At 64.4% G+C, this 24606-nt stretch carries 25 protein-coding genes; 15 read left to right on the forward strand and 10 right to left on the reverse strand.

Annotation, left to right across the window (positions count from 1 at the left end; translation table 11 throughout):
• Positions 1-61: 61 nt before the first annotated feature.
• Positions 62-1747: a long-chain fatty acid--CoA ligase gene (locus J7347_RS10690; RefSeq protein WP_209162012.1), complete on the forward strand. Its 1686-nt coding sequence runs from the start codon at positions 62-64 to the stop codon at positions 1745-1747.
• Positions 1748-1793: 46 nt separating this feature from the next.
• Here J7347_RS10690 and J7347_RS10695 read toward each other — a convergent pair whose 3' ends face one another.
• Together J7347_RS10695 and J7347_RS10700 are read right to left on the reverse strand one after the other, a co-directional pair.
• A complete protein-coding gene (locus J7347_RS10695) occupies positions 1794-2189 on the reverse strand; it encodes a polymer-forming cytoskeletal protein (RefSeq protein WP_082851550.1) in 396 nt (131 codons plus the stop codon).
• Between the two features lie 10 nt (positions 2190-2199).
• A complete protein-coding gene (locus tag J7347_RS10700; RefSeq protein ID WP_209162013.1) occupies positions 2200-3336 on the reverse strand; it encodes a M23 family metallopeptidase in 1137 nt (378 codons plus the stop codon).
• Between the two features lie 273 nt (positions 3337-3609).
• On the opposite strand from J7347_RS10700, the gene J7347_RS10705 reads away from it, so the two are divergent.
• From J7347_RS10705 to wecB, 9 genes are all read left to right on the forward strand, one after another.
• Positions 3610-4305, forward strand: a complete 696-nt coding sequence (locus J7347_RS10705) for a nicotinate-nucleotide adenylyltransferase (RefSeq protein ID WP_209162109.1) — start codon at positions 3610-3612, stop codon at positions 4303-4305.
• Between the two features lie 103 nt (positions 4306-4408).
• Positions 4409-4768, forward strand: coding sequence for a ribosome silencing factor (gene rsfS / locus J7347_RS10710; protein ID WP_209162014.1), 360 nt, complete (start codon positions 4409-4411; stop codon positions 4766-4768).
• A 241-nt stretch (positions 4769-5009) separates the two neighbouring features.
• Positions 5010-5429, forward strand: a complete 420-nt coding sequence (locus tag J7347_RS10715) for a 23S rRNA (pseudouridine(1915)-N(3))-methyltransferase RlmH (protein ID WP_209162015.1) — start codon at positions 5010-5012, stop codon at positions 5427-5429.
• 39 nt (positions 5430-5468) lie between these two features.
• The gene (locus J7347_RS10720; protein ID WP_245174004.1) at positions 5469-6728 is read left to right on the forward strand and encodes a peptidoglycan DD-metalloendopeptidase family protein; all 1260 of its coding nucleotides are present in this window, start codon (positions 5469-5471) and stop codon (positions 6726-6728) included.
• A gap of 100 nt (positions 6729-6828) precedes the next feature.
• On the forward strand, positions 6829-8190 hold the full coding sequence (locus J7347_RS10725; RefSeq protein WP_209162016.1) for a S41 family peptidase: 1362 nt from the start codon (positions 6829-6831) through the stop codon (positions 8188-8190).
• Between the two features lie 4 nt (positions 8191-8194).
• Complete coding sequence (locus J7347_RS10730) at positions 8195-8707, forward strand: disulfide bond formation protein B (RefSeq protein WP_348521608.1); 513 nt, start codon at positions 8195-8197, stop codon at positions 8705-8707.
• Entirely contained in the window at positions 8694-9242 is a 549-nt protein-coding gene (locus J7347_RS10735) for a demethoxyubiquinone hydroxylase family protein (RefSeq protein ID WP_209162018.1), read from the forward strand. Before J7347_RS10730 ends, J7347_RS10735 begins: the two co-directional genes overlap by 14 nt.
• Positions 9243-9334: 92 nt before the next feature.
• Positions 9335-10006, forward strand: coding sequence for a hypothetical protein (locus J7347_RS10740; protein ID WP_245174005.1), 672 nt, complete (start codon positions 9335-9337; stop codon positions 10004-10006).
• Between the two features lie 70 nt (positions 10007-10076).
• Positions 10077-11192, forward strand: coding sequence for a UDP-N-acetylglucosamine 2-epimerase (non-hydrolyzing) (gene wecB / locus J7347_RS10745; protein WP_209162019.1), 1116 nt, complete (start codon positions 10077-10079; stop codon positions 11190-11192).
• Between the two features lie 9 nt (positions 11193-11201).
• Here the strand turns inward: wecB and J7347_RS10750 are convergent, their stop codons facing one another.
• Positions 11202-12203, reverse strand: coding sequence for a GDP-mannose 4,6-dehydratase (locus tag J7347_RS10750; protein ID WP_209162020.1), 1002 nt, complete (start codon positions 12201-12203; stop codon positions 11202-11204).
• 110 nt (positions 12204-12313) lie between these two features.
• Here J7347_RS10750 and wecC point away from each other — a divergent pair, with 110 nt between their 5' ends.
• Positions 12314-13573, forward strand: a complete 1260-nt coding sequence (wecC, locus tag J7347_RS10755) for a UDP-N-acetyl-D-mannosamine dehydrogenase (RefSeq protein WP_209162021.1) — start codon at positions 12314-12316, stop codon at positions 13571-13573.
• Positions 13574-13614: 41 nt separating this feature from the next.
• Here the strand turns inward: wecC and J7347_RS10760 are convergent, their stop codons facing one another.
• The 4 genes from J7347_RS10760 to J7347_RS10775 all read right to left on the reverse strand — a co-directional run bounded on the left by J7347_RS10760 (position 13615) and on the right by J7347_RS10775 (position 18470).
• Positions 13615-15372 (reverse strand): nucleoside-diphosphate sugar epimerase/dehydratase, encoded by a 1758-nt coding sequence (locus J7347_RS10760; protein ID WP_348521610.1) that lies wholly within the window; start codon positions 15370-15372, stop codon positions 13615-13617.
• Positions 15373-15654: 282 nt separating this feature from the next.
• On the reverse strand, positions 15655-16458 hold the full coding sequence (gene fabI, locus J7347_RS10765) for an enoyl-ACP reductase FabI (protein ID WP_209162023.1): 804 nt from the start codon (positions 16456-16458) through the stop codon (positions 15655-15657).
• The gene (locus J7347_RS10770; RefSeq protein ID WP_067684813.1) at positions 16455-17489 is read right to left on the reverse strand and encodes a YihY/virulence factor BrkB family protein; all 1035 of its coding nucleotides are present in this window, start codon (positions 17487-17489) and stop codon (positions 16455-16457) included. Before J7347_RS10770 ends, fabI begins: the two co-directional genes overlap by 4 nt.
• Positions 17490-17492: 3 nt before the next feature.
• Entirely contained in the window at positions 17493-18470 is a 978-nt protein-coding gene (locus tag J7347_RS10775; protein WP_209162024.1) for a DnaJ C-terminal domain-containing protein, read from the reverse strand.
• Between the two features lie 105 nt (positions 18471-18575).
• Between J7347_RS10775 and pdxH the strand changes: the two genes are divergently transcribed.
• Genes pdxH through J7347_RS10790 form a run of 3 tightly spaced genes read left to right on the forward strand, consistent with a single transcriptional unit; the run spans position 18576 to position 20919 of the window.
• Positions 18576-19184, forward strand: a complete 609-nt coding sequence (pdxH, locus tag J7347_RS10780; RefSeq protein WP_209162025.1) for a pyridoxamine 5'-phosphate oxidase — start codon at positions 18576-18578, stop codon at positions 19182-19184.
• A complete protein-coding gene (locus J7347_RS10785) occupies positions 19181-20128 on the forward strand; it encodes a cation diffusion facilitator family transporter (RefSeq protein WP_209162026.1) in 948 nt (315 codons plus the stop codon). Before pdxH ends, J7347_RS10785 begins: the two co-directional genes overlap by 4 nt.
• Positions 20125-20919, forward strand: coding sequence for a PhzF family phenazine biosynthesis protein (locus J7347_RS10790; protein WP_209162027.1), 795 nt, complete (start codon positions 20125-20127; stop codon positions 20917-20919). The genes J7347_RS10785 and J7347_RS10790 overlap by 4 nt, the downstream gene beginning before the upstream one ends.
• Before the next feature lie 10 nt (positions 20920-20929).
• Here J7347_RS10790 and J7347_RS10795 read toward each other — a convergent pair whose 3' ends face one another.
• Complete coding sequence (locus tag J7347_RS10795) at positions 20930-22078, reverse strand: serine hydrolase (protein WP_209162028.1); 1149 nt, start codon at positions 22076-22078, stop codon at positions 20930-20932.
• Between the two features lie 29 nt (positions 22079-22107).
• Here J7347_RS10795 and J7347_RS10800 point away from each other — a divergent pair, with 29 nt between their 5' ends.
• A complete protein-coding gene (locus J7347_RS10800) occupies positions 22108-22455 on the forward strand; it encodes a hypothetical protein (protein WP_209162029.1) in 348 nt (115 codons plus the stop codon).
• Here J7347_RS10800 and J7347_RS10805 read toward each other — a convergent pair.
• On the reverse strand, positions 22422-23336 hold the full coding sequence (locus J7347_RS10805) for a hypothetical protein (protein WP_209162030.1): 915 nt from the start codon (positions 23334-23336) through the stop codon (positions 22422-22424). The genes J7347_RS10800 and J7347_RS10805 overlap by 34 nt on opposite strands.
• On the reverse strand, positions 23333-24496 hold the full coding sequence (gene mnmA, locus J7347_RS10810) for a tRNA 2-thiouridine(34) synthase MnmA (protein WP_209162031.1): 1164 nt from the start codon (positions 24494-24496) through the stop codon (positions 23333-23335). The genes J7347_RS10805 and mnmA overlap by 4 nt, the downstream gene beginning before the upstream one ends.
• Between the last annotated feature and the right edge of the window lie 110 nt (positions 24497-24606).

Genomic DNA, 24606 nt, shown 5'->3' on the forward strand with positions numbered 1-24606 from the left:
GTAAGCACTTTTCCGCCCTTTTCTCTTGTCAGCAGGCCCCGGCTTGCGCCATGCAACTGACATGTCTGTCAATAAGCGCTTCCCAATCCCATCCGGCACTTACGGCCACGCGCAACCCTGGAACAGCGCGATCTATGCCGAACCCCTGCCGGCCATTTTCGAACGGCAGGCGAAGGCACGCCCGAACGCGGTGCTGGCCGAGTTCATGGGTCGCGACTTCACCTATTCCGAACTCTACGCCGAGGCGCGCCGCTTCGCCGCCGGGCTTATCGAGCGCGGGATCGGGCCCAAGGACCGCGTCGGCCTGTTCCTGCCCAACGTGCCCGCTTACGTCGCTGCCTATTACGGAGCGATGATGGCGGGTGCGGTGGTCGTCAATTTCTCGCCGCTCTACACGGCGGAAGAACTGGCCGCGCAGGTCGAGGATTCGGGCACGCGCCTGCTGGTCACGCTCGATTCGCCGATGCTGCTGCCGACTGCGGTGGATGTGATCGACCGCTCCTCGCTCGAAACGCTGGTCGTTGCCCGGCTGGCGGACGCGCTGCCGAAAATGAAGAGCCTGGCGCTGCGCACGCTCGGCCGCAAGCAGATCGCCTCAGTGCCCTCGCGGTCCGATGTCGGCCAGTGGAATGACTGGCTGGGCCGCGATACCGGCGGCTTCCCCGATCTCTCCGCAGACGATCTCGCGCTGCTGCAATATACCGGCGGGACCACCGGCACGCCCAAGGGCGCAATGCTGAGCCACGCCAATCTGGCGAGCAATGCGATCCAGGTCGACATGATCGACCCGTTCGATCCGAACGAGCCGGACAGCGTGCTCGGCGCTCTCCCGCTGTTCCACGTCTTCGCCAACACCTGCGTCTTGAACCGCACGGTGGTGAAGGGCGGGCGGATCGTGATGCTGCCGCGCTTCGATGCAGGACAAGTACTCAAGACGATCACGAACAGCCGCCCGCGCGCCTTTCCCGGCGTGCCGACCATGTTTCAGGCGCTGCTCGACCATCCCGATTTCGCGAAGACCGATTTCTCTTCGCTGCAGATCTGCATTTCGGGCGGCGCGCCGCTGCCCGCCCCGGTGCGCGAGAAATTCGAGAAGGGCACCGGCGTGCGGCTGGTCGAAGGCTATGGCCTGACCGAAAGCGCGGGCGTCGTCTCGACCAATCCCTATGAAGGCACGCGCAAGCCCGGCACGATCGGACTGCCGATCCCGGCGACGCAGATCCTGCTGCTCGACAAGGAAGACCCGACGCGTCTCGCGCCCGATGGCGAGCCTGGCGAGCTGGCCGTGCGCGGCCCGCAGGTGATGTGCGGATACTGGAACAAACCGGAGACGCAGGCAGACGCCTTCGCGCGCTTCAACGGCGAGGACTGGCTGCGGACCGGCGATGTCGCCGCGATCGACGAAGACGGCTTCCTCGCCATCGTCGACCGGATCAAGGACATGATCGCAGTTGGCGGCTTCAAGGTCTTCCCGAGCCAGGTCGAGCACGTGCTGTTGCAGCATCCCGCGATCAAGGAAGTGCTCGTGATCGGGGTGCCCGACGAGTATCGCGGCGAAGTGCCGGAAGCCTATGCAGTCCTGAATGAAGGCGAGAGTGCGAGCGGCGAAGAGCTGGCCGCCTGGCTCAACGGTCGTATCGGCAAGCACGAGCGAGTCGCTCGCGTGGTGCTGCGCGACGATCTACCCAAGACCATGATCGGCAAGCTGGACCGCAAGGCGTTGCGGGCCGAAGTCCTCCCGAATTGAGAGAATAGAGCGCGGGTGGAGATCGTCTCCACCCGCATGAATCGGCTCAGTTGGCGACAGCCAGCTTCGGCTCGTCGGCCTTGGAGCCTGCGGCGGGCTTGGCGGATTTGGTCTCGCCACGCGGAGCGAAACGGCCTTCGACCTGCGCGCCCTGTTCGATGGTCAGCGCGTCGTAATGTACGTCGCCGTCGATGCGGGCGGTCTTGAGAATGGTGAGATCGCGCGCCGTGATCGAACCGGTCACGCGGCCCGCCAGACGCGCGGTTTCCGCCGTCACGCCGCCATTGATCGTGCTGCCTTCGCCTTGGACCAGTGCGGAACAGGCGATGTCGCCTTCGACATTGCCGTCGACGTGAAGATCGGCCGAAGCCGTGATATCGCCCTTCACGGAAATATCCGTGCCGAGCACCGAGAAGGTGGAATTGCCGTTGCGGGGGGTCATGGCTCTCTCGTTATTGCTGCGCGCTCGGAGCGTCGCTGCGGGCTTTTTCGAGAACATCGGGGGCTCTCTCCAGAAAGGTGCGGGGATTGACGGCGCGCCCGTTCAGGCGAACCTCGAAATGCAGGTGCGATCCGGTCGAACGCCCGGTGCTGCCCATGGCGGCGATGCGCTCGCCGGAGCGAATTTCGGCGCCGCGCTTGACGTTGAAGGCGGACAGGTGGGCATAGCGCGTGATCAGGCCGTTGCCGTGATCGATTTCGACCACCTTGCCGTAACCCGACTTCACGCCGACGAAGCTGACCCGGCCATTGGCAGCGGCCTGGATCGGCGTGCCGATGGGGCCGGCGAAATCGAGGCCGCTATGCATTGCACCGCCGCCGGTGAAGGGATCGCGGCGAAAGCCGAAGCCGGACGACATGCGCACGACGGAAGCGGGCATGACCTGCGGGACCGAATCAAGCGTCAGTTCCAGCGCGCCCATGCGGGCCAGCGAGAGGCCAAGGCGTTCGAAGCGCGGATCGATCGGACCGCCCGAGGCGCTGACGAATTTCTCCAAGGGACCACCCATCGCCTCGCGTTCGGCTTGGCGCAGCACGGTGGCGGGGTTGAGGCCGAGTTCGCGCAGCGCCGCTTCGGCGCGTTCCGCCCGGGCATCTGCAAAACGCGTCATTCCATCGACGAAGGCGAGCTGACGCGCTTCGATCCGGGCGAGGGCGGCGGCTTCAGGGATGGCGGCGCTGACCTTGCCGACCATCGCCTGCGTTTCGGCGGTGTCCTTGCCATCGGCCTGGCCGTCCTCGGTGTGGAGATCGGAGACTTTCACGTCTTCCGGCAGCGCGGCGACCATGTCTTCGATGAAGTCCTGGCGGCGCTGAAGGTCTTCGGCGACCGTGTCGATATCGTCGCGATAGGTCGCGAGCCGCTCTTCCGAATCGGCGACCTTCGCGGCGCGCGTCATCAAAGCGGCGCGTTCGGCCGAAGCTTCGTATTGCGCGTAGGCCATTGCTCCCATGCTGCCGGTCATGCCGATGACGGCGGCACCGATCAGCGCGGCGGCGCCGATCTGCAAGCGCGATGAAACGGTGACGAAGCGGACCTTGCCGTCCGAGCGCATGAAAAACTCGCGTTCCGGAAACCAGGCGCGCATGCGCTGCGTCCAACCGCGAGCGGTATCGTTCTTTTTCAAAGCGACCCCATCCTGTGTTGTCTTATACGATCCGTCGGGGTGCCTAGCGAGCGATCCGCCGGAATGCGAATCCACGACCCGGAAAATGGCCGAATCGACGGGTTCGCGGGATGAAGCGTTTTGGTTCCCGAAAAAATTGGCAAAAAATCGGGAACGAATCGCGAATTTTGCGTTGTGTCAGGCCCTGCCTATCGTCTCCTGACAGCGATCGGGGCAGGTGATACGATCCGTCCGATGGTTCCGAACTCTCCACTCGTCGCCGGTCTGCCCCGTATCGGTCTCTTGGGCGGCAGCTTCAATCCGGCTCATGGCGGGCACCGCCGCGTCTCTTTGTTCGCGGCGCGCGCGCTCGGTCTCGACGAGGTGTGGTGGCTGGTCTCTCCCGGCAATCCCCTGAAGCCAAAAGAGGGGATGGCACCGCTTGCCGCGCGCTATGCCTCGGCGCTGAGGCAATCTCGCCGCGCACCGATCTGGCCTACGGCGATCGAGCGCGAATTGGGCACGCGCTACACGGTGGATACGCTGAAAAAGCTGGCGCGGCGCTATCCCACGCGCGAATTCGTCTGGCTAATGGGGTCCGACAATCTCGCCCAGTTCCACCGCTGGCGCGACTGGCGCGAAATCGCGCGGACGATGCCGATTGCGGTCATCGCGCGTCCGGGTTATGATGCGTCCGCCTTCGCGAGCCCCGCGATGGCCTGGCTGCGGCGCTACCGCACACCCGCCGCCGGTTTCGCGAACAGGGCCCGATGGAGCGCTCCGGCACTGGTAATCCTGCGTTTCGATCCCGACCATCGCTCGGCAACGGCCATTCGCCGCGCCGATCCCGATTGGGCGGCCCGCATGGCAGACACCGCCGGATACGACCGATTGCGCGACCGCCTGACACATCGCCCCATTCCCGCACACGCATCGCGCGCGGACTCATGAAGCCCATGACGCGCGCCTTTCCATCCTTCGAGGAGCACACCATTCCTTTATGCCCCAAGCCCACACTTCTTCCGCGAGCGAAGCCCGCACCAAGGCACCCCCGATGAGCGGCAGCGAAACCGATTCGCTGCTGGCGCTCGTTCTCGACCATCTCGACGACGATCAGGCGCAGGATATCGTCACGATCGACCTCGAAGGCAAAAGCTCGATCGCCGATCACATGGTGATCGCTTCGGGCCGCTCGACGCGTCAGGTGGCCGCGATCGCCAACAAGCTGGCCGAAAAGGTCAAGCAGGCCGGGTTCGGTCCTGTGAAGCTGGAAGGCCTGCCTGCCGCCGACTGGGTGCTGCTCGATGCGGGCGACGTGGTGGTGCACCTGTTCCGGCCCGAAGTGCGCAGCTTCTATAATCTCGAACGCATGTGGGCCTTCGGCGACGCGCCGCCCGTAGCCGGAATGGCGTAACGTTTGTGTCCGCGCCTCCGCGCGGACCTCCTCGGTGCTGCTCCTCCCTTCGGTCGGGCACCTGCGGGGCGGGCGCGTGCCCTCGCGGTCCGCTGGTCGCAGACCGTTCCCTGCCCATAGCGCTGACTTGGTCGCGGAGGTCAGACCCGATAGGGTCCGCAAGGCCGACCGGCCGCCCGCAGCGCCGTGAGGCGCGAGGATATCGCAGCCGCGGAGGCGGCTGCGCAAACAAGGGTTCTCCATGCTCCTTCACGTCATCGCTCGCGGAAAGATCGCGCGTTCGCCCGAGGCGGAGCTGGTCGCGCGCTACGAGAAGCGGATCGCCTGGCCGGTCAAATTCACCGAACTGCCTGAGACGGGGGGCAAGGTTTCCGATCCGGCAAGTCCCCATCGCACCGTCCTCCTCGACGAGCGCGGCAGGGATCTGACCTCGCGCGAATTCGCCGCCATTCTCGAACGCTGGCGGGACGAGGGCGTGCGGGAAGCGCGCTTCGTCCTGGGCGCGGCGGACGGGCATTCGCGTGAGGAGCGCCAGGACGCCGACCTGCTGCTCGCTTTCGGCAAGGCCACCTGGCCGCATCTGCTGGCGCGCGCCATGCTGGCCGAACAATTATACCGCGCGACCACCATCGTCGCCGGTCATCCCTATCATCGCGACTGAGCCCCTATCATCCGAACGTAGATTGCGGCATCTGGCGTCATGATGCGCCCGGGGCTCGCCTTTGCCGTTACCGTTTTCGGTCTCGCCGGACTGATCGGCACGGCCATCGTGTCGAGCCCGATCACGGCGCAGGCCGCGCTCGACGTGCGCTTTTCCGATGCGCCCGAGGCGCAGCGCGCGCTCGACAGGGCGCAGCGGCGCGGCGCGCAGGCGCAGAACCGGGCCGCTCGCTTCGAGGCGCGCGCGGCAAGCGCCAGCGAGGCTTCCGCCAAGGCGCAGGCCGAGGCCGCAGCGCTCGCCGCGCGGGTCCAGCAGGCCGAAGCCGCGATCGGGGTGGCGGAAGCGAAGCTCGCTCTGGTCCAGTCCGAAAGGCGCCGGATCGACCTGCGGCTTGCCGAGCGGCGCGAACCGATCGTCCGGCTGACCGGCGCCTTGCAGACGCTGGTGCGGCGCCCGCTGTCGTTCAGCGTTCTGGCACCGGGATCCCTGCGCGATACCGTCTATCTCGGCGCGGTGCTCGACAGCACGGTGCCGCTCGTGCGCGAAAGCACGGTCGATCTGCGCGCGGAGCTCGACCGGTCATTGGAATTGCAGAACGAGGCGCGCCAGGCCCTTGCCGGTCGGCGCGGGGCCGAGCGCCGCCTGACCGAACGGCGCACCGAACTGGTCGCCATGGCCCAGCGCGAACGCCTTGCCGCCCGGCGTGCCCGCGGGGCCGCCGATCGCGAGGAATTGCGCGCGCTGGCTCTGGGCGAACAGGCGCGCGATCTCGATGGGCTGGTGGAACGGCTCGAAGCGGTCGGATCGCTGCGCGAACGGCTGGCGGCCTTGCCCGGACCGGTCTTGCGGCCTTCCGAGCCGGGATCTGCGAGAGCGCGCGTGAGTGATCAGGCGGGCGCTACTCCGCCGACGCCGACGCCGTCCGCCACCGCGCCGCCATCCGATTATCGCCTGCCGGTCGACGGGCAATTGGCCGCAGCCTTCGGCGCGCAGGGCGAGGGGGGCGTCCGCGCGACCGGCCTGTCCCTGGTCCCACGCGCCGGGGCGCAGGTCGTGGCACCGGGTGCGGGCCGGGTGGTCTTCGCCGGCGCCTATCGCGGCTATGGACGGATCGTCATCATCGAACATGCCAATGGCTGGACCAGCCTCGTCACCGGGCTCGGCGATCTGGTGGCGCGTGTGGGGCAGGATGTGGTCGTCGGATCGCCGGTCGGCATGGCAGAGAACGGAAATCCCACGGTTACGCTCGAATTGCGGCGCGGCGGCGATCCGGTCAATCCGCTCGACTACATCGACTGAACCGGCGAGCGGACGGGCCGGACCGCGTGGCGATCCTAATCTGGTGTTCATGGCCCGGAAGCGATAATACGGTCAGCAAACAGGATTGGACCGCGCCCAGATGAAATTCGCCGAACTCGCCCGCAGCGCCGCGCTCGTGACCGCGCTTGCGCTAATTCCTGCCACGACGGCGGGCCTCGCCCAGGTCGAAGGGCGCGCGGGACCGGAATTTTCCAAGGTTTTCGCGGTCTATCAGCGGATCAAGGCAAGCTATGTCGAGGAAGTCGATGATCAGACGCTGATCGACGGCATGATCGACGGGATGCTGGCGGCGCTCGATCCGCATTCGGCCTATCTCGACGGGTCCGATCTGGACCGGCTCGAAACCATGATCGACGGCAATTATTCGGGCCTCGGCCTGTCGGTGATCATGGAGGACGGGGCGGTCAAGATCATCTCGCCCTTCCGCGGCAGCCCGGCGGACAAAGCCGGGATCAAGGCGGGCGATTTCATCACGCATTTGGACGGCAAGCTGATCTATGGCGGCGAGCTGGACGATGCGGTGGCGCAGATGCGCGGGCCTGCGGGCACTGCGATCCGGCTGACCGTGTTCCGTCCCGGTCGCGACGAACCCTTCGACGTTACCGTGACGCGCGGCGTGATCGAGCTGGAGCCGGTGACGCACGAATTGATGGACGGGAATATCGGCCACATCATGGTCAACGAATTCTCACGCGATGTCGGCGCCGATGTGCTGGCATCATGGGAAGCGTTGCAGCAGGAGGCCAGCGGGCGGTTGAACGGCCTGGTGCTCGACATGCGCTCCAATCCCGGCGGTTCGCTGGACGAGGCGGTAGCGCTGTCGGACCTGTTCCTCGACGATGGCCGGATCGTGTCGCAACGCGGGCGCATCCGCGGCGAGAATATCGTCTACAACGCCGAAACCGTGTTCCGTGGCGACATTGCCGAAGGGATTCCGATCGTGGTCCTGATCGATGCGGGTTCGGCCTCCGCGTCCGAAATCGTGGCCGGGGCCCTGCAGGATCATCGCCGCGCGGTCGTCATGGGCGATCGCAGCTTCGGCAAGGGCAGCGTCCAGTCGCTTCTCCCGCTCGGCAGCGACGCCGCGCTCAAACTGACGACGGCACGCTATTATACCCCCTCGGGACATTCGGTGCAGGAAGGCGGGATCAAGCCGGACATCGCCGTGCCGCAGCTCTCCGATCCCGATCTGGCGCAGCGTTCGCGCTTCATCATGCGCGAATCGGATTTGCGCGGGCACCTGGTGAACGAATTGGGGCTGGAGGATTCCGCGCTCGAAACCGACAAGCGAGACGATCCGCGCTTCAAGCTCACGGCGGAGGAGTTGAAGGAGCAGGGGATCGAGGATTTCCAGCTCCATTATGCCGTCGACACGCTGCGCCGGGCGAGCCCCAACGCCATGGCGAGTGCTTCGCGCAAATCTGCAGCGAAGCGAAATTAAAGCTGTGGCGCCGATCTCGACAGCGCCGGTCCGCCCCGTGCCCGGCCGGGTGAAGCTGGCCCAATTGTTGGCGCTGGCGATTCCGGCGCTGTTGCTGGGTGGGGCCTATATTTCCGAATTCGTTTTCGGACTGCATCCGTGCGAAATGTGCTGGTGGCAGCGCTGGCCGCATTTCGCTGCCGTCGGACTGGCGCTCCTGTCGTTTGCAGTGCCGTTGCGAGTGCTTTTTACCGGGCTTGCAGCGCTCGCCATTCTGGTGTCGGGCCTGATCGGACTGTTCCATGCCGGCGTCGAATATGGCTGGTGGGAGGGCATCACCGGCTGCGCCACAATCGTGGCGAGCGAGGGCACCAGCGCACTCGATGCGATCATGAACGCGCCGATGATACGCTGCGACGAGGCGCCTTGGGACCTGTTCGGGATCTCGCTCGCCGGATGGAATTTCCTCGTCTCCACCGCGAGTGCGCTCGCGATCCTTTCTCTGCTCGTAAGGAGCCGACCCAATGTCTCGCGATAATTCGAACCCCAAGCCGTTGCGCCCCGAAATCGAACGGATGATCCGCGTCGATCAGGCCGGGGAATTCGGCGCGACGCGCATCTACAAGGGCCAGCTCGCCGTGATGGGCAATCGCGGGCCCCACTCGGCAGAGATCGCCGGAATGGCTGAACAGGAAGAAGGGCATCGCGCGCGTTTCGATGCCATGATGGCCGAACGCGGCGTACGGCCGACCGCGCTCCAACCCTTCTGGTCGATCGCAGGTTATGCGCTCGGCGCGGGCACTGCGCTGCTCGGTCCGGAGGCCGCGATGGCCTGCACCGCTGCAGTCGAGGAAGAGATCGACCGGCATTATTCCCAGCAGCTCGATCGCCTTGCGGAAACCGGTGACGAACCGGAATTGAGCGCGATGATCGAGGAATTCCGCGAAGACGAGCGCGAACATCGCGATGCGGCGCTGGCCGCCGGGGCGGAACGCGCGCCCGCCTATCCGGTGCTGTCCGGACTGATCCGCCTGGGTTGCCGCGCGGCGATCAAGATTTCCGAGCGCGTCTGAGGCCGGAACCGCGCCGCCCCTTCGCGCGCTTCATTCACAGTTCACCGCTCCGCGTCTCTACCGGAGCGAACCTGATTTCGGAGACGACTCTCATGATCCGCCGCCTTACCGCATCCCTGCTGGCCGCCACCGCCGCGCTGACCGCGATCCCCGCCGCCGCGCAGGACGAGGCGGGCGACAAGGTCAACATGGTCATCGTCTATGGAGACGATGCCGCGCCGGAGCCTGTCGCCAACGAGATCGTCGTCGTCGCACGCCTTCCCGAAGCGGACCGATTCCGCATTCCTGAAACGCTCCGTTACAGCGACAACCCCGCGAACAAGTCCTGGGCTTCGCGCGTCGAACGGCTCGATATCGTCGGCGATTTCGGGACTCTGTCCTGCTCCGCCGCCGGAGCGGGCTCGGAAACCGGCTGTACCCAGGCGATGATCGAAGCTGCCTATGCCGACCGCGCCAGCGGATCGACCGTGCGTTTTGCTCAATTGATCGAAGCCGCGCGTCAGGAGCGCCTCGCCACGATCGACGAGGATGCCGCTGCGGAGCAGGAGCGGGTCGAAGCGATCGAGGATGCGTATATGGAGCGTCTGCAGCAGGAACGCGATGCCGAGGTGCCGGAGACGACTGCCGCCGATACCTCGCTTCCAACGCTCGACGGCGCCGATCGCGGCCCGCCGGCCACGCCGTCCAAGGATACGCTGTTCGACGATGACAGCGAATCGGCGCAACCGCTCGGGGCGCAGGTTCCGGCGCGCGATCCGCAGTAATGAGCGGGCGATTGCGACCGCGCTGAGATCCGCTCCGGCTTTTAACCTTTGCGCGCTATAGGCACCGGCCATGGCGCGCAAAATCCTCTCGGTCTTCGGCACGCGGCCCGAAGCCATCAAGCTTTTTCCCCTGATCCATGCGCTGGAGCGTGACGATCGCTTCGTCTCGCGAACCTGCATTTCCGCGCAACATCGCGGCATGCTGGATCAGGTGCTCGCGATCGCGGATATCGCGCCCGATCACGATCTCGACCTGATGACGCCGGGCCAGACGCTCGACGAATTGACCGCGCGCGCCCTGACCGGGATCGGCCGCGTTCTCGATACGGAAAAGCCCGACTGGGTGGTTGTGCAAGGCGATACCACAACCGTTATGGCAGGCGCGCTTGCAGCCTATTACCGCCAGATCCCGGTCTGCCATGTCGAGGCGGGTCTGCGTTCGGGCGATATCCACCACCCCTGGCCCGAAGAGGTCAATCGCAAGGTCGTCGGCAGTTTCGCCGCCTTGCATTGCGCGCCGACCGAGACGGCGGCGGCGGCGCTTCGGCGTGAGAATGTCGATCCGGAGAGCGTGCATGTCACCGGCAACACCGTAATCGACGCGCTTCACTGGGTGACGCAGCGTATCGAGCGCGAGCCCGATCTTGCCTCGGGCCTCGCAGAGCTGGAGCGGCGCTTCGCTGGCAAGCGGATCATCGGCATGACCAGCCATCGGCGGGAAAATTTCGGCGAAGGGATGCGCGGGATTGCAGACGCGGTGAAGCGGATTGCGGCGCGGCCCGATGTAGCGGTGATCTTCCCGGTCCACCTCAACCCGAATGTGCGCGAAGTCATGAATGCAGAGCTTTCCGGGCTCGACAATGTCGCTCTGATCGAACCGCTCGACTATCCCCATTTCGCGCGGCTGCTCGACATATCCTATCTGATGCTCAGCGACAGCGGCGGCGTACAGGAAGAAGCGCCCGCGCTCGGCAAGCCCGTGCTGGTCATGCGCGAGACGACCGAGCGGCCCGAGGGTGTCGAGGCGGGCACCGCCCTGCTTGTCGGGACCGATCCCGATCGCATCGTGGCAGAGACGGTTCGTCTGCTCGACGACGAAGCCGCTTACGCCGCGATGGCCCGCGCGCACAATCCGTTCGGCGACGGCAAGTCTTCAGACCGAATCTCCGACCTTCTGGCGGGCTAGACGCGCGTCTCAATCCAGCGCGTGGTAGCGCTTGAACCAGTCTACGAAACGCGGGAAGCCTTCGGCTGCCGATACCGTCGGCTCGAAGCCGAGATCGTCGCGGATCGGATCGATATCGGCGTAGGTCTGCGGAACGTCCCCCGGCTGCATGGGGAGCATTTCAAGCTCTGCCTTGCGCCCGCATGCCTCCTCGATGATAGCGATGACATCCATCAGCTGTTCGGGCCGGTTGTTGCCGATATTATAGAGCGCGTGGGGGGCCGCGCTGCCGCCCGGCTTGATGGCGCCATCGTCTGCGGGAGGTGAATAGAGGCAGGCGAGAACGCCCGAGACGATATCGTCGATAAAAGTGAAGTCGCGCCGCATTTGCCCTTCGTTGAACACCTTGATCGGGCGGCCCGACAGGATCGCATCGGTGAATAGCCACGGCATCATGTCCGGGCGCCCCCATGGACCATAGACTGTAAAGAATCGCAGCCCGGTCAGTGGGATACGGTAGAGATGCGCGTAGGTCTCGCTCATTAGCTCGTCCGCCTTCTTGGTTGCGGCATAGAGCGAATAAGGATGATCGACGCGGTCCTCGACGCTGAAGGGCACCTTGTCGTTGCCGCCATAGACCGAGCTGGAGCTGGCATAGACCATATGCCCGATTTCGCGATGGCGCGCGATTTCGAGGAGGTTCAAATGCCCCACCACATTCGCCTCGACATAGGCACGCGGATTTTCGAGTGAATAGCGCACGCCCGCCTGCGCGCCGAGATGGACGATCCTGTCGAACTCCTGCCCGCCCAGTTGGCGTTCCAGCGCGGCCGCATCGGCGAAATCGCCTTCGATGGAGGCGAAATTCCCGCCCGCCGCATTCTCGACCCGCGCGATCCGGTCACGCTTAAGCTTCGGCGAGTAATAGGCGTTGAACGAGTCGATCCCGATGACGCTTTCTCCGCGCGCGCAGAGCGTTTCGGCAACCGCCGATCCGATGAAACCCGCCGCCCCAGTAACCAGAACCGTCATATTCGCGCCCTTCGAGCCGATCCGGCCTCGCTATGAAAAATCGCTGCGGTTACTGCAATGTTTACCCGCCCCCGGCTAGGGGCAGCACAAACGAGACGGGACTTTCAACAATGCGCGGCGATTCCAAACCGACTGTGTGTGTAATCGGGCTGGGCTATATCGGCCTGCCCACGGCGGCAATCATCGCGCGGGCAGGCTGTCCCGTCCATGGCGTCGACGTGACGCAAAGCGTGGTCGACACGATCAATCGCGGCGAGATTCATATCGAGGAAGTCGATCTCGACGGTCTGGTTCAAGCCGTGGTCCAGCGCGGTATGCTCAAAGCCTCGACCGAGGTGGCGGAGGCTGATGTATTCGTGGTCGCCGTGCCGACACCCTTCGCCAAGGACGGAGCACACACGCCGGATACGAGCTATGTGATGGATGCCACGCGCAAGCTGGCGCGCGTCCTGAAGAAGGGCGATACGGTCATTCTGGAATCGACCTCGCCGGTCGGCACGACCGAAGAAATGGTGGAAGCGATTGCGCAGGTGCGGCCCGATCTGGCTTTGCCCGGACGCTGCGAGGGAACGCCTGACGTCTCGATCGCCTATTGCCCCGAACGTGTCCTGCCCGGCAGGATTCTCGAAGAACTGACGCATAATGATCGCTCGATCGGCGGGATTACGCCGCGGTGTGCGCGCAAGGCGCTCGCTTTCTACAAGCGTTTCGTGAAGGGCGAATGCGTGGTCACCGATGCGCGCAGCGCGGAAATGACCAAGCTGGTCGAAAACGCCTTCCGCGATGTCAATATCGCCTTTGCCAACGAACTCTCGATGATCGCGGACCGGCAGGGGCTCGACGTGTGGGAAGTGATCCGCCTCGCCAATCGCCACCCGCGCGTGAACATCCTTCAGCCGGGGCCGGGCGTGGGCGGCCACTGCATCGCGGTCGATCCATGGTTCATCGTCCACGGAGCTCCCGAAGAAGCCAAGCTGATTCGCCAGGCGCGCGAGACGAACGATGCCAAGATGCACCACGTGCTCGACCGGGCAAGGGCGCTCATCGCCGAGCATCCGAAAGCAAAGATCGGGTGCCTGGGCCTCGCTTTCAAAGCCAATATCGACGATTTCCGCGAAAGCCCGGCGCGTTTCGTGGCTGCGAACCTGGCGCGCGAATACGGCGAGCGCATCCAGATCGTGGAACCCTATGCCGCCGAATTACCCAAGGAATTCGACGGCAGCGGTGCCAGCCTGGTCGACATAGATGACGCGCTGGAAGAATGCGGCGTGCTCATCGTGCTGGTGGATCACGACGTCTTCAAGGCTATCCCCGCCGAGGAACGCGCAGAGGCCTCGATTTACGATACGCGAGGGATTTGGCCGAGCTAGTTTAACGGTGGCTTGTCGGCTGGACGGGCTACTAGCCTTGTTCAACTCGCCGGGATTTGTGCCGTATTGAGCCCGGATTCCGAGACGTATTCGGGAACTAGGCGGCGCAGGATCGAGAGCGCGGTCTCCCGGTCGCCATCCAGAAAACAGGCATGCAGCCTGTCGAGCATAGGCATCAGCTCGCTTTCTTCCAGGCTGTATTCGTGCGCATGCATGATACGCGGATGACGCGTGGGGCGGCTTTCGCTGTCGATCAGCAATTCTTCGTAAAGCTTCTCCCCGGGGCGCAGCCCGATCTCCACGATCTCGATGTCGCCGTCGGGATTGATCTCGTCTCGCACCGTACGGCCCGACAATTCGATCATGCTACGCGCCAGATCGTAGATGCGGATCGGTGCACCCATATCGAGCAGGAAGACTTCGCCGCCTTCCGCCATCGCGCCAGCCTGGATGACGAGCTGCGCCGCTTCCGGAATGGTCATGAAGAAGCGGGTTATGTCGCGATGGGTGAGCGTGACAGGCCCACCGGCACGGATCTGGCGCTCGAATTGCGGCACGACGGAACCGCTCGATCCGAGCACATTGCCAAAGCGCACCATTGCGAAACGCGTCTCGTCCGGTGTTTTGGCAAGCGCCTGAAGGACGAGTTCGCACACTCGCTTGGACGCACCCATGACGTTGGTGGGGCGTACGGCCTTATCGGTACTGATCAGGACGAAATGCGAGACGCCATTGGCTTTTGCGGCAAGCCCTGCATTGAGTGTGCCATCGATATTGTTGCGAAGTCCGCTGACGACATTGGCTTCCACCAGTGGCACGTGCTTGTAAGCTGCGGCGTGAAATACGGTGTCTGGGCGCCAGCGCGAAAAGAGCCGATCGACCTGGGGGCGGTCGGCCATGTTGATGAGCTGCGGGACGATTTCGGGTCCCGATACCCCATCGAGACCGGCAAACCCGGTCATCTCGCGCTCGATCAGATACAGATTGTGTTCGCTTACTTCGGCGAGGATCAGTCGCTTGGGATGCGCACGGACTATCTGGCGGCACAATTCGCTCCCGATCGAGCCTCCGGCTCCGGTTACGAGGACCGTCTTGTCTCGAATGGTGCGGCTCAGCAGCAAGTCGTTGGGCGCTACCGAGGTCCGTCCAAGCAAGTCTTCGATCCGGATCTCGCGCAGGTCCGAAACCGACACCTTTCCATCGACGAGGTCGGCCACGCTCGGCAACAATTGAACGCTGACGTCCAGCCCGGTGAGTGTCCCGATAATCTCCTTGCGCCGTTCCCGAGAGATGGATGGCATGGCGAGAAAGATTGTGTCGATGGCATGACGTTCGATCAGCGCGGCCAGCCGCTCCGAATGATGGACGGTCAGGCCGTCGAGACGCTGCCGGTCCAAACGAATGTCGTCGTCGGCATAGGCGATCAGAGAGAAGCCCGGATCGTGCCTGATGGAGGAAGCCAACTGCTGTCCGGATGCCCCGGCCCCGTAGATCAGGCACCGCTTGACCTCGATCCCACCATTCGCTCCGAAAAGCTCGACTAATACATATCGCGCCATGATCCGTGAGATCGCGGTCAGGAGAAAAAACAGGATTGGAAACAGGATCGCGATAGTTCGCGGAATTCCGTCGAACTGGAAGAAGGTGAAAATCAGGATCAGTGGGATGGCGAGAATGCCGACCGCATGCGCCAATTGGAGAATGGTGCCGGATCCGGCAAACCGGAAGATGTGGCGATATGCGCCGGTCGCGAAGAAGATGATCGGAAAAAGTAGCAGGGTAACAGCGGTAAAAGTCACCAAAGGCGGCGACCAAGGCATCCATTCGCTAAGCCTTAGCGAAAAGGCGAACCACGCAGAAAGCGCACAGGTCACTGCGTCGGCAGACAAGACGAGCGCACGCTTTTTCCAGCGGTCAAGCGCGAGTAAGTCTCTGACGGCGGAGGAAAACAACCGGCCCGCGTAAGTTTCAACTTTTGATATATTCGACACGACTGCTTTTGACCAAGATCGTTTGGCGGGAAGTGGGGAGGCTTACCTGCAATCTATCGGACGGTAAATGAACGAAAAACACCTCTTGTTTCAAACCAATCCGATATCCGGCGCATCTTCCTGCTTCATGCCCACCACATGATAGCCGGCATCGACATGATGCGTTTCGCCCGTCACGCCGGATGACAGGCGCGAGAGCAGGTACAGACCGGCGCCACCGACGTCCTCGATCGTGACGTTGCGGCGCAGCGGTGAATTCAGCTCGTTCCATTTCAGGATGTAGCGGAAATCGCCGATGCCGCTTGCCGCGAGGGTCTTGATGGGCCCCGCACTGATCGCGTTGACGCGGATGTTCTTGGGGCCCAAATCGTTGGCGAGATACTGGACGCTTGTTTCCAGCGCAGCCTTGGCGACGCCCATCACGTTGTAATGCGGAATGACCTTTTCCGCACCGTAATAGGTCAGGGTCAGGATCGATCCGCCTTCTGGCATCATGTCGGCCGCGCGTTTGGCCACCGCGACGAGGCTGTAGGCCGAGATGTTCATCGTCATCAGGAAATTGTCGAGGCTGGTGTCGACATATTTGCCGCGCAATTCGTTCTTGTCTGAAAAGCCGATCGCGTGGACGACGAAATCGATAGTCTCCCACCGTTTTTTCAGACTGTCGAAGGCCCGGTCGAGCGCATCCATGTCCGACACGTCGCATTCGAAGACGAAATCGCTGCCGAGCTGCGCGGCAAGCGGTTCGACGCGCTTCTTCAGCGCTTCGCCCTGATAGGAGAACGCGATTTCCGCGCCCTGGTCGGCCAATTCCTTGGCAATGCCCCAGGCCAGCGATTTGTCGTTGGCCAGGCCCATGATCAGGCCGCGTTTTCCGGCCATCAATCCGCTCATGCTTCGTCCTTTTCCAATTCGCGTTCCTCCGCCATGTCCCGTTCGAGCGCGGCGCGCCGATCATCGTCGTCATGGCCGAGGGATTTGATCTCTTCCTCGGGCGTTTCCGCCAGCGCGGCGTTCAATTCGGCTCCGATAACCACTCCGAGCCCGACCAGCCAGAAGAAGAATAGCGCCACCATGATTCCGGCAAGGCTTCCATAGGTGAGGTCGTAAGTGAAGAAGCTGCGCAACACCATCGGCAGCAGGGTCGTCACAGCCACCCACCACAAAGTCGTGAACAGGACGCCGGGCCATTTGGGATAGCGGCGATGGCGATAGCGCGACGGAGTGAGCGTGAAGAATATGAGATAGAGCGAACCGAACAGGCCGAACGCAGGCACGATGCGCGAGAGGCGCAGCGCCTGGATCAGATCCACCAGTTCGGGGAAATAGGCGTCGATGACTTGCTGGGCCGCGCCGATCACGAATTGCGCGATCAGCGACAGCATCAAGAGCAGAACTGCCCCGAGAATCACGCCGCTCGAAAACAAGCGGTATTTCCAGAATGCATGGGTCAGTTCGGTGCCATAGGCGCGGCGCAATATATCGCGGATCGTCTCGATCAGGCTGCCCACGGTCCACAGGGCGACGAGGGCGCCGAACCACAGAAGCCAACCGCTGCGCGCCTCGATCACGTCGCGCGCCACCGGCTCGATCACGTTTCCGACCACCGGGGGGAGGGCATAGAGCACCGCGTTGATGCTTGCCGCCCGCTCGCTCTCCTCCCCGATCAGGGAAAACAGCGCAGAGCCGAGAATGAAGAAGGGGAAGATCGAGAACATCGCCAGATAGGCGAGGTTGCCTGCATGGATGAAGCCGTCGTTGAAGGTGCCGATCCCGGCACGCTTGGCGACATTCCAGGCGCGCGTGCCGGGCCCGATTGTGTCGACGACGCGTTCCTGCAGGGTTTCGGCATGCTGGCGACGCGCTTCGGGAGAAAGCGACCGGACCTCGCGGTGCTCGGGGGGCGGAAGTTTTCCGGGCGGCAAGTCCTACGCTCCGAGACCGGCCCGTGGGTCGCCCGTATCCTTCCATCCTTCGAGGCGGTTCGCCAGCTCGCCGAGATCCTCGGGCAGCTGGATTTCGAGCGTGACCAACTGATCGCCGCGCGTGCCGGATTTGTTTGTAAAGCCCTTGCCCTTTAGGCGCAGCTTGGTGCCGCCGCTGGTGCCCGGCTGGATCGTCATCATCACCGGGCCATCCACCGTGGGAACGCGGACCTTGCCGCCGTTCACCGCTTCATCGAGCGTGATCGGCAGGTCGAAGCGCACATCGTCGCCTTCGCGGCGGTAGAGCTTGTGGCTCTCGATCTCGATCGTCACCAATCCATCGCCCGCGCCGCCGGGGCCTTGCTGGCCCTTGCCCTTGAGGCGCATCTGCGTGCCGCTTTCGACGCCCTTCGGCAGCTTCAGGTCGATTGTCTTGCCGTCGGACAGAGTAATCCGCTGCTGCTTCAAGGTTGCGGCATCCACGAAGGGAACGCGCAGGCGATAGGCGATGTCGGCACCCTTCTGCTGCGGCGGCGCGCGGCGTCCTTGCCCGAACGGATTTCCGCCACCCATATTCGGATTGCCCCGCTGGCGGCCACCGCCGAACAGTCCGTCGAAAATGTCGCCGAGATCGACTTCCTCGCCACCGCCGAAGCCCTGGAAGTCTTCCGCGCGGAAGCCGCGCTGGCCGCCGGGGTTGAAGCCGCCCCGGCCTCCTCCCATGCCGCCACCACCCATACCCGCAAACGGATTGGCGGGATTGCCGTCGGCATCGATCTCGCCCCGGTCGAAGCGGGCGCGTTTGTCCTTGTCGGACAGGAGATCGTAGGCATTGGTGACTTCGGAGAATCGCTCCGCCGCTTTCGGATTGTCCTTGTTGCGGTCGGGATGCAGCTCCTTGGCGAGCTTGCGATAGGCGCTCTTGATCTCCGCTTCGGAGGCGGTGCGCGCGACACCGAGGGTGGAATAGGGATCGGCCATGGTGTGTCAGCTAGGTGGGGCGGGGCCCAAGGGCAAGCGTCCAGAGCTTTTCACGGGCGCAAGCTGCCGCTAGGGCGCCGGGCATCGCAGCAAAAGGATCGAGCGATGGATAGAGATCGCAGTGCCATTCCGCAGACCGATCCCTTCGCCCTGTTCGAAGACTGGTTCGCCGAAGCGCACACCGGCGAGCCCAACGATCCCAACGCCATGGCGCTGGCCACCGCGACGCCCGATGGTGCGCCGTCGGTACGCATGGTGCTTTTGAAGGATCGCTCGGAAGACGGCTTCACCTTCTACACCAATGCCGAAAGCCGCAAGGGCCGGGAAATCCGTGCCAATATGCAGGCCGCATTGCTGTTTCACTGGAAGAGCCTGCGTCGCCAGATCCGCATCGAAGGGCCGTTGAGCGAAGTGAGCGCCGACGAGGCCGACGCCTATTTCCATTCGCGCGCGCACGATTCGCAGATCGGTTCGGCGGCGAGCGACCAGTCGCGGCCTCTGCCCGATCGCCAGACCTATCTGGACCGGATCGAGAATCTGGCGGAGCAATACCCGGAAGGCGATGTGCCGCGCCCCGCGCACTGGACGGGCTTCCGCCTCGCCCCGCGCCGCATCGAATTTTGGCTCGACCGGCCCAATCGCCTGCACGATCGTCGCGTGTTCGAGCGCGCGGGAGCAGACGCGGATTGGACCGACACGCTGCTCTATCCGTGAGGCAGAATACGCCACCCGATCGCGCGCTGCTGACGCGTAGCGCCGCGATCGCCTCGATCACGGTTGCGCTGCTTCTGGTGGCGCTCAAGGCGTGGGCGAGCTGGCGGACGGGATCGACCGCGATGCTCGGCAGCCTCGCCGATTCGACTCTCGACCTCCTCGCCAGCGGGATCACGCTGTTCGCGGTCTGGTTCGCCAGCAAGCCCGCCGATCACAATCACCGTTTTGGTCACGGCAAGGCGGAAGCGGTGGCCGCGATGGTTCAGGTTATGCTGATCGCGGTGTCGGCGGCGGGTATCGCGCTGAGAGCGGGCGAACATCTGCTCGGAGGACAGGAGGTCGAGGCGGCGGGGGAAGGCATCGCGGTTTCGGTCATCGCGATTCTGGCGACGTTCGGACTGCTCGCCTGGCAACGTTACGTGATCTCGCGCACCCGGTCTGTCGCGATCCGCGCCGATTTCGCGCATTACCAGTCGGACCTGCTGCTGAACCTCGCCGTGATCGCAGCGTTGGTGCTCGACGATCTTCTGGGCCTCAACGGCGCGGACCCAATATTCGGCCTTCTGATCGCGGTCTGGCTGGTGCGCAGCGCGTGGCGCGCGGGCAGCGAGGCGATCGAGCATCTGATGGACGCCGAATGGCCCGAGGACAAACGCCGCCGCCTGGTCGAGGTGGTCGCGCGCCATGACGGATTCTCGCGCCTCCACGATCTCAGAACGCGCACGGCGGGCGATATCGATATCGCACAATTCCATATCGAAATGGACCCGGACCTGACCGTGCGCGAGGCGCACGACATGCTGGAGCGCGTCGAGAACGATCTGGAACAGACGTTTCCCGGTCTCGAACTGTTCGTCCACATCGATCCGCGCGGCCAAATCGATGCGCCGGGCAACACGCTCGTCGAAGCCAATGAATTCGAGAAACTGGAGAAGCGCCCATGATCCGCCTGCCCTATTGGCATGTCGATGCCTTTGCCGATCGCCCGTTCGCAGGCAATCAGGCGGCGGTGATGCCGCTCGACCAATGGCTCGACGATGCGACCCTGCTGGCGATCGCGGAAGAGAACAATTTCGCCGAGACCGCCTTCCTCGTGAAGGACGAGACGGGTGAGGCGGACTGGGAACTGCGCTGGTTCACGCCGACGATGGAGATCCGCCTGTGCGGCCACGCCACGCTGGCGAGCGGCCATGTGCTGCTGGAACGCGACGGCGGCGAAAGAATCACGTTTCGCACCCGCAAAGCGGGCGTGCTGGAGGTGGCGCGCAGCGATTCGGGCTATGAACTCGGCCTGCCTGCCATCCGCACGGAAAAATCCGCTTGGGACGAGGCGGCGGCGCTTCTGGGTGGCCCGATCGAGGAGGTATGGCGCAATGCCGATGGGTACGAGGTCTTCCTCTATCCCGACGAAGCCGCAATCCGCGCGCTGGATCCCGATTTTCGCGGCCTGAAGGCGCTGGGTACCAATCTATTCATCTGTAGCGCACGGGGCGAGGAGACCGACATAGTCAGCCGCGTCTTCGTGCCCGGCGGCGGGATCGACGAAGATCCCGTAACGGGCGGCGCTCATGCGGTGCTGACGCCATTCTGGGTCGAGCGATTGGGACGCTCCGAATTCACGGCCTTTCAGGCTTCCGCCCGCAGCGGCAGGATGACCTGCCGTCTGGAAGGCGACCGCGCCATTCTGGGCGGCCAGTGCGTGACGGTGGTGGAGGGAACCTTCCGGCTACCCTGACGGGAAACGCTCAGCTTTCCGGATACAGTTCGATCACATCGGCGGCCTGTTGCAGCATCGCTTCGCGCTGGGGCGCGTCGGAATGGCCCAGGCGGACCATCGTCACCTTCTTGCTCGGCGAGATCAGGACATACTGGCCCATATGGCCGATCATCGCGAACAGCGAATGCGGCGCGCGGTCGGGGAAGAGCGGGTGTTCGGCCCCGGTCATGCCTTTTACCGGGCGGTTGAGCCAGGTCTGGAAACCGTATTGCGGACTTTCCGGACTGGGCGTCACCATCTTTTCCACCCAGGCGCGCGGGACCAGTTGGGTCCCGCGATAGGAGCCCTTGTTGCGCAGGAAATCGCCGAACCGGGCATAATCGCGCGCGGTCGCATGCATCAGGCTGCCGCCGATGAGCGTGCCCGCTGCGTCGAATTCGGGCACGATGGATGTCATCGCCAGCGGTTCGAACAGCCGCGCCTGGAGATAGGTCGCCACGGCCCGGCGCCGGATATCGGGATCCTCGCTATCGGTCAGCGCCCGCGCCGCGATATCGGCGAGGATGACGGTGGTGTTGCTCGAATACTCGAACTTGCTGCCCGGCTCGGCCTCAAGCGGCTGTTCCTCCGCCCAGCCGGCCATATCGTCGCGCCCGTCGAGGAACAGCATCCGGACTTCGCTCGATTCGTTCGGAACCGGGCCCGCTTCGGTATGATCGAGGCCCGAACGCATCTGCAGCAAGTGCCGCAGCGTGATCTCGCTGCGCGGATCGCCGGGGCGCTGCCAGCCGGGAACGGGGGCGGGCTCGTCCAATCGCAACCGCCCGTCGGCCACCAGCATGCCGATCATCACCGCCGTAATCGTCTTCGCCATCGACCAGCTGACGAAGCGCGTGTCCGCGTCGTAGCCCGGCGCATAGCGTTCCGCCGCGATCGTGCCGCCATGCATCAGGACGACGGCGCGCGTTTCTCCCAACCCCTCCATCGTGAACAGATCGTCCACCTGACGGGCAAGCTGGCGGGTCGGCGCGCCGGGGTTTTCCTTGATCGCGCCAAGCGCTTCCTCGCTCAACGGCGGCTCGCCCACCGGCTCCGCATCGCCGCACCCGGTGAGGGCGAAGGCGAGGGTTGTGGCAAGGGCGAGGGAGGCGATAAGGGGCTTGGGCCGCACGATCATTGCGGCTCACTCGCACGGAGATTTCCCGCTTGGCAACGCCTAAATCCCGCACGACGCAGAAGCGCCGCGCATGGCCGTGGATCGCTCTGGCAGCGCTCGTGCTGCTGGCGCTGGGGTGGTGGTATGTGCGCGACAGTTTCAGCGGCAATGCCGAGGCCGGCACCGCCTATGCCGCGCGCGTCGCCTGCTCGTGCCGCCAGGTCGCAGGGCGCAGCCTGGAGGATTGCGAGAAGGACAAGCTCGATGGGATGGAAATGGTCTCGCTGAGCGAGGACGAAGACGCGCGCAGCGTCACGGCCAGCGTCCCCCTGATGGCCAGCGCGACCGCACGATATAAAGAAGGCTATGGCTGCGTGCTTGACCCCTGGGAGGACTGAGGCGGTTCGATGCGGCAGTCCGACAGATTCGGCGGCGGAGGTATTGGCGGCATCGGAGGGGGGCAGAGGCGTTCGGGCGTTCTTTGTTCCCGGCAGGCATGCTTTGCGGCTTCATTCAGTTCCGCGGTTAAGCCGCTTTCCCTTCGATATTGCTCGATTTGCGCTCGATCCTCCGCCGAACAGATCGGCCTGCGCTTGATCGTCTGTAAGCGGCGCATCGTATCGACGCCGCAGGCACGGGCCACATCGGGTGGGGCCTGAATGGGTTGGTCCTTTGAGCAGCCGACCGCCAGAAATACGCCTTCCGGCTCGCCGACCCTCATTTCGTACTCCTCGCCACCATTGCGCATCCCCACGGCAAGATAGCCTGCGCGATCGCGGTGGACGCTGGGGATGCCGAGGACCAAAGGGCCGGGCCGATCGGATCTTGCGTCCTGAAAGCGCAGGCAGCCGTCGATCAGCACGATACGGCCGGAATAGGATGGCGGTCCTTCGAGGGTACAGACCGTAATCCGCTTTTCGGGGACATTCTCCCACCGCTCCCGAGGTACGCCGCGCAAGAAGCGCGCGACGTCGGGAGCGATGGTATCGCCTGAGGTCTGTCCGATCATGCTGCCGGGAGGGGCACGTTCCGCCAAGACTCTCGGTGCGTCGGTGACGGTGCCGAATCCCGAAGGCTCCAGGCGCATCCCGACTGTCGGGGGCGCATCCGCCGTCACGCCCGGCGCAAGCATTTCCACAACCAAACGCGGCGGCGGGCCGCCGTACCACCAGCGATTGGGGACGAAATAGAGGACGAAGGGTATCGCGATGAAGGCTGCTAGCAGGATCAGCGCAAGCGGCGGCATGGGTTTGCCGCGCGGCGCGCCGCGTCGGCTCATGCAGGCTCGGTCGAATCGATCCAGCCGCCGCCGACTACGCGCTCACCGTGATAGAGGACGGCGGCCTGGCCCGGTGCAACGCCGTATTCTGGATTGGCGAAGCGGATCGTGACCGCCGCGTCGTCGCCCAGCGGGCCTTCGAGCGTTACCGGAACCGGCTTGGCGAGACTGCGGACCTTGGCGGTCAACTGCCCAGACGGCAGCGGGCCGATGCGATTCGTCTCGACGATCCGTGCGGACCCAACGGCGAGCAGGCGCTTGGGTCCGACGCGAACCTCGCGGGCGTCCGCATCGATACCGACCACGTAGAGCGGTTCGGGCTGACCGCCGATCTCCAGGCCCCGGCGCTGGCCGACCGTGTAATGGACCACGCCCCTGTGCTCGCCGAGCGTCTCTCCGGTTTCCGCATGGACGATCGCGCCCGCCACGCCGCCTTCGGGGCGCATCTTCTTGACGATCTTGGCGTAATCGCCGTCGGGCACGAAGCAGATATCCTGACTGTCGGGCTTGGCCGCGTTGCGCAGGCCTGCCGCTTCGGCCAGTTCACGCACCTCGCTTTTGGGCAAGCCGCCAAGCGGAAAGCGCAAATAGGCGAGCTGATCCTCGGTCGTCGCATAGAGGAAATAGGACTGGTCGCGCGCCGGATCGTGTGCGCGGTGCAGTTCGGGCCCCGCTTCGCCCATCACCCGGCGCACGTAATGGCCGGTGGCGAGGCAATCCGCCCCCAGCTCGCGCGCCATCGCGAACAGATCGGTGAATTTCGGACCCATATTGCAGCGGATGCAGGGCACCGGCGTGCGCCCGGCGAGATATTCGTCGGCAAAGGTTTCGACCACATCCTCGCGAAAGGCGCTTTCATGGTCGTGGACGTAATGGGCGATGCCGAGTCGGTCGGCTACGGCGCGCGCATCGGCGATATCGTCGCCCGCGCAGCATGCGCCCTTGCGACCCGTCGCCGCGCCGTAATCGTAAAGCTGCAAGGTGATGCCGATCACGCGCGCACCGCTCGCGGCGGCAAGCGCAGCGACGACCGAACTGTCGACTCCGCCCGACATCGCAACCACGATCGTACAGTCGGCAGCCGCGCGGGGAAGATCGAACAGGGCGGCTGCGCGCTCGGGCGCGAGGGATGGGGAAGGGAAGGAAACTGGGGCGTTCATGATCCGGCGGCCCTTACACGTCGCAGCCGGTTTGCGAAACCGCCCGCACGCCCGTTCGCCCGAGCCAACTTGGGTTTCACGGATCGTTTACCACGCGGCCCTATAGACTG

Source organism: Erythrobacter sp. A6_0 (genome assembly GCF_017744235.1).
Taxonomy (GTDB): domain Bacteria; phylum Pseudomonadota; class Alphaproteobacteria; order Sphingomonadales; family Sphingomonadaceae; genus Qipengyuania.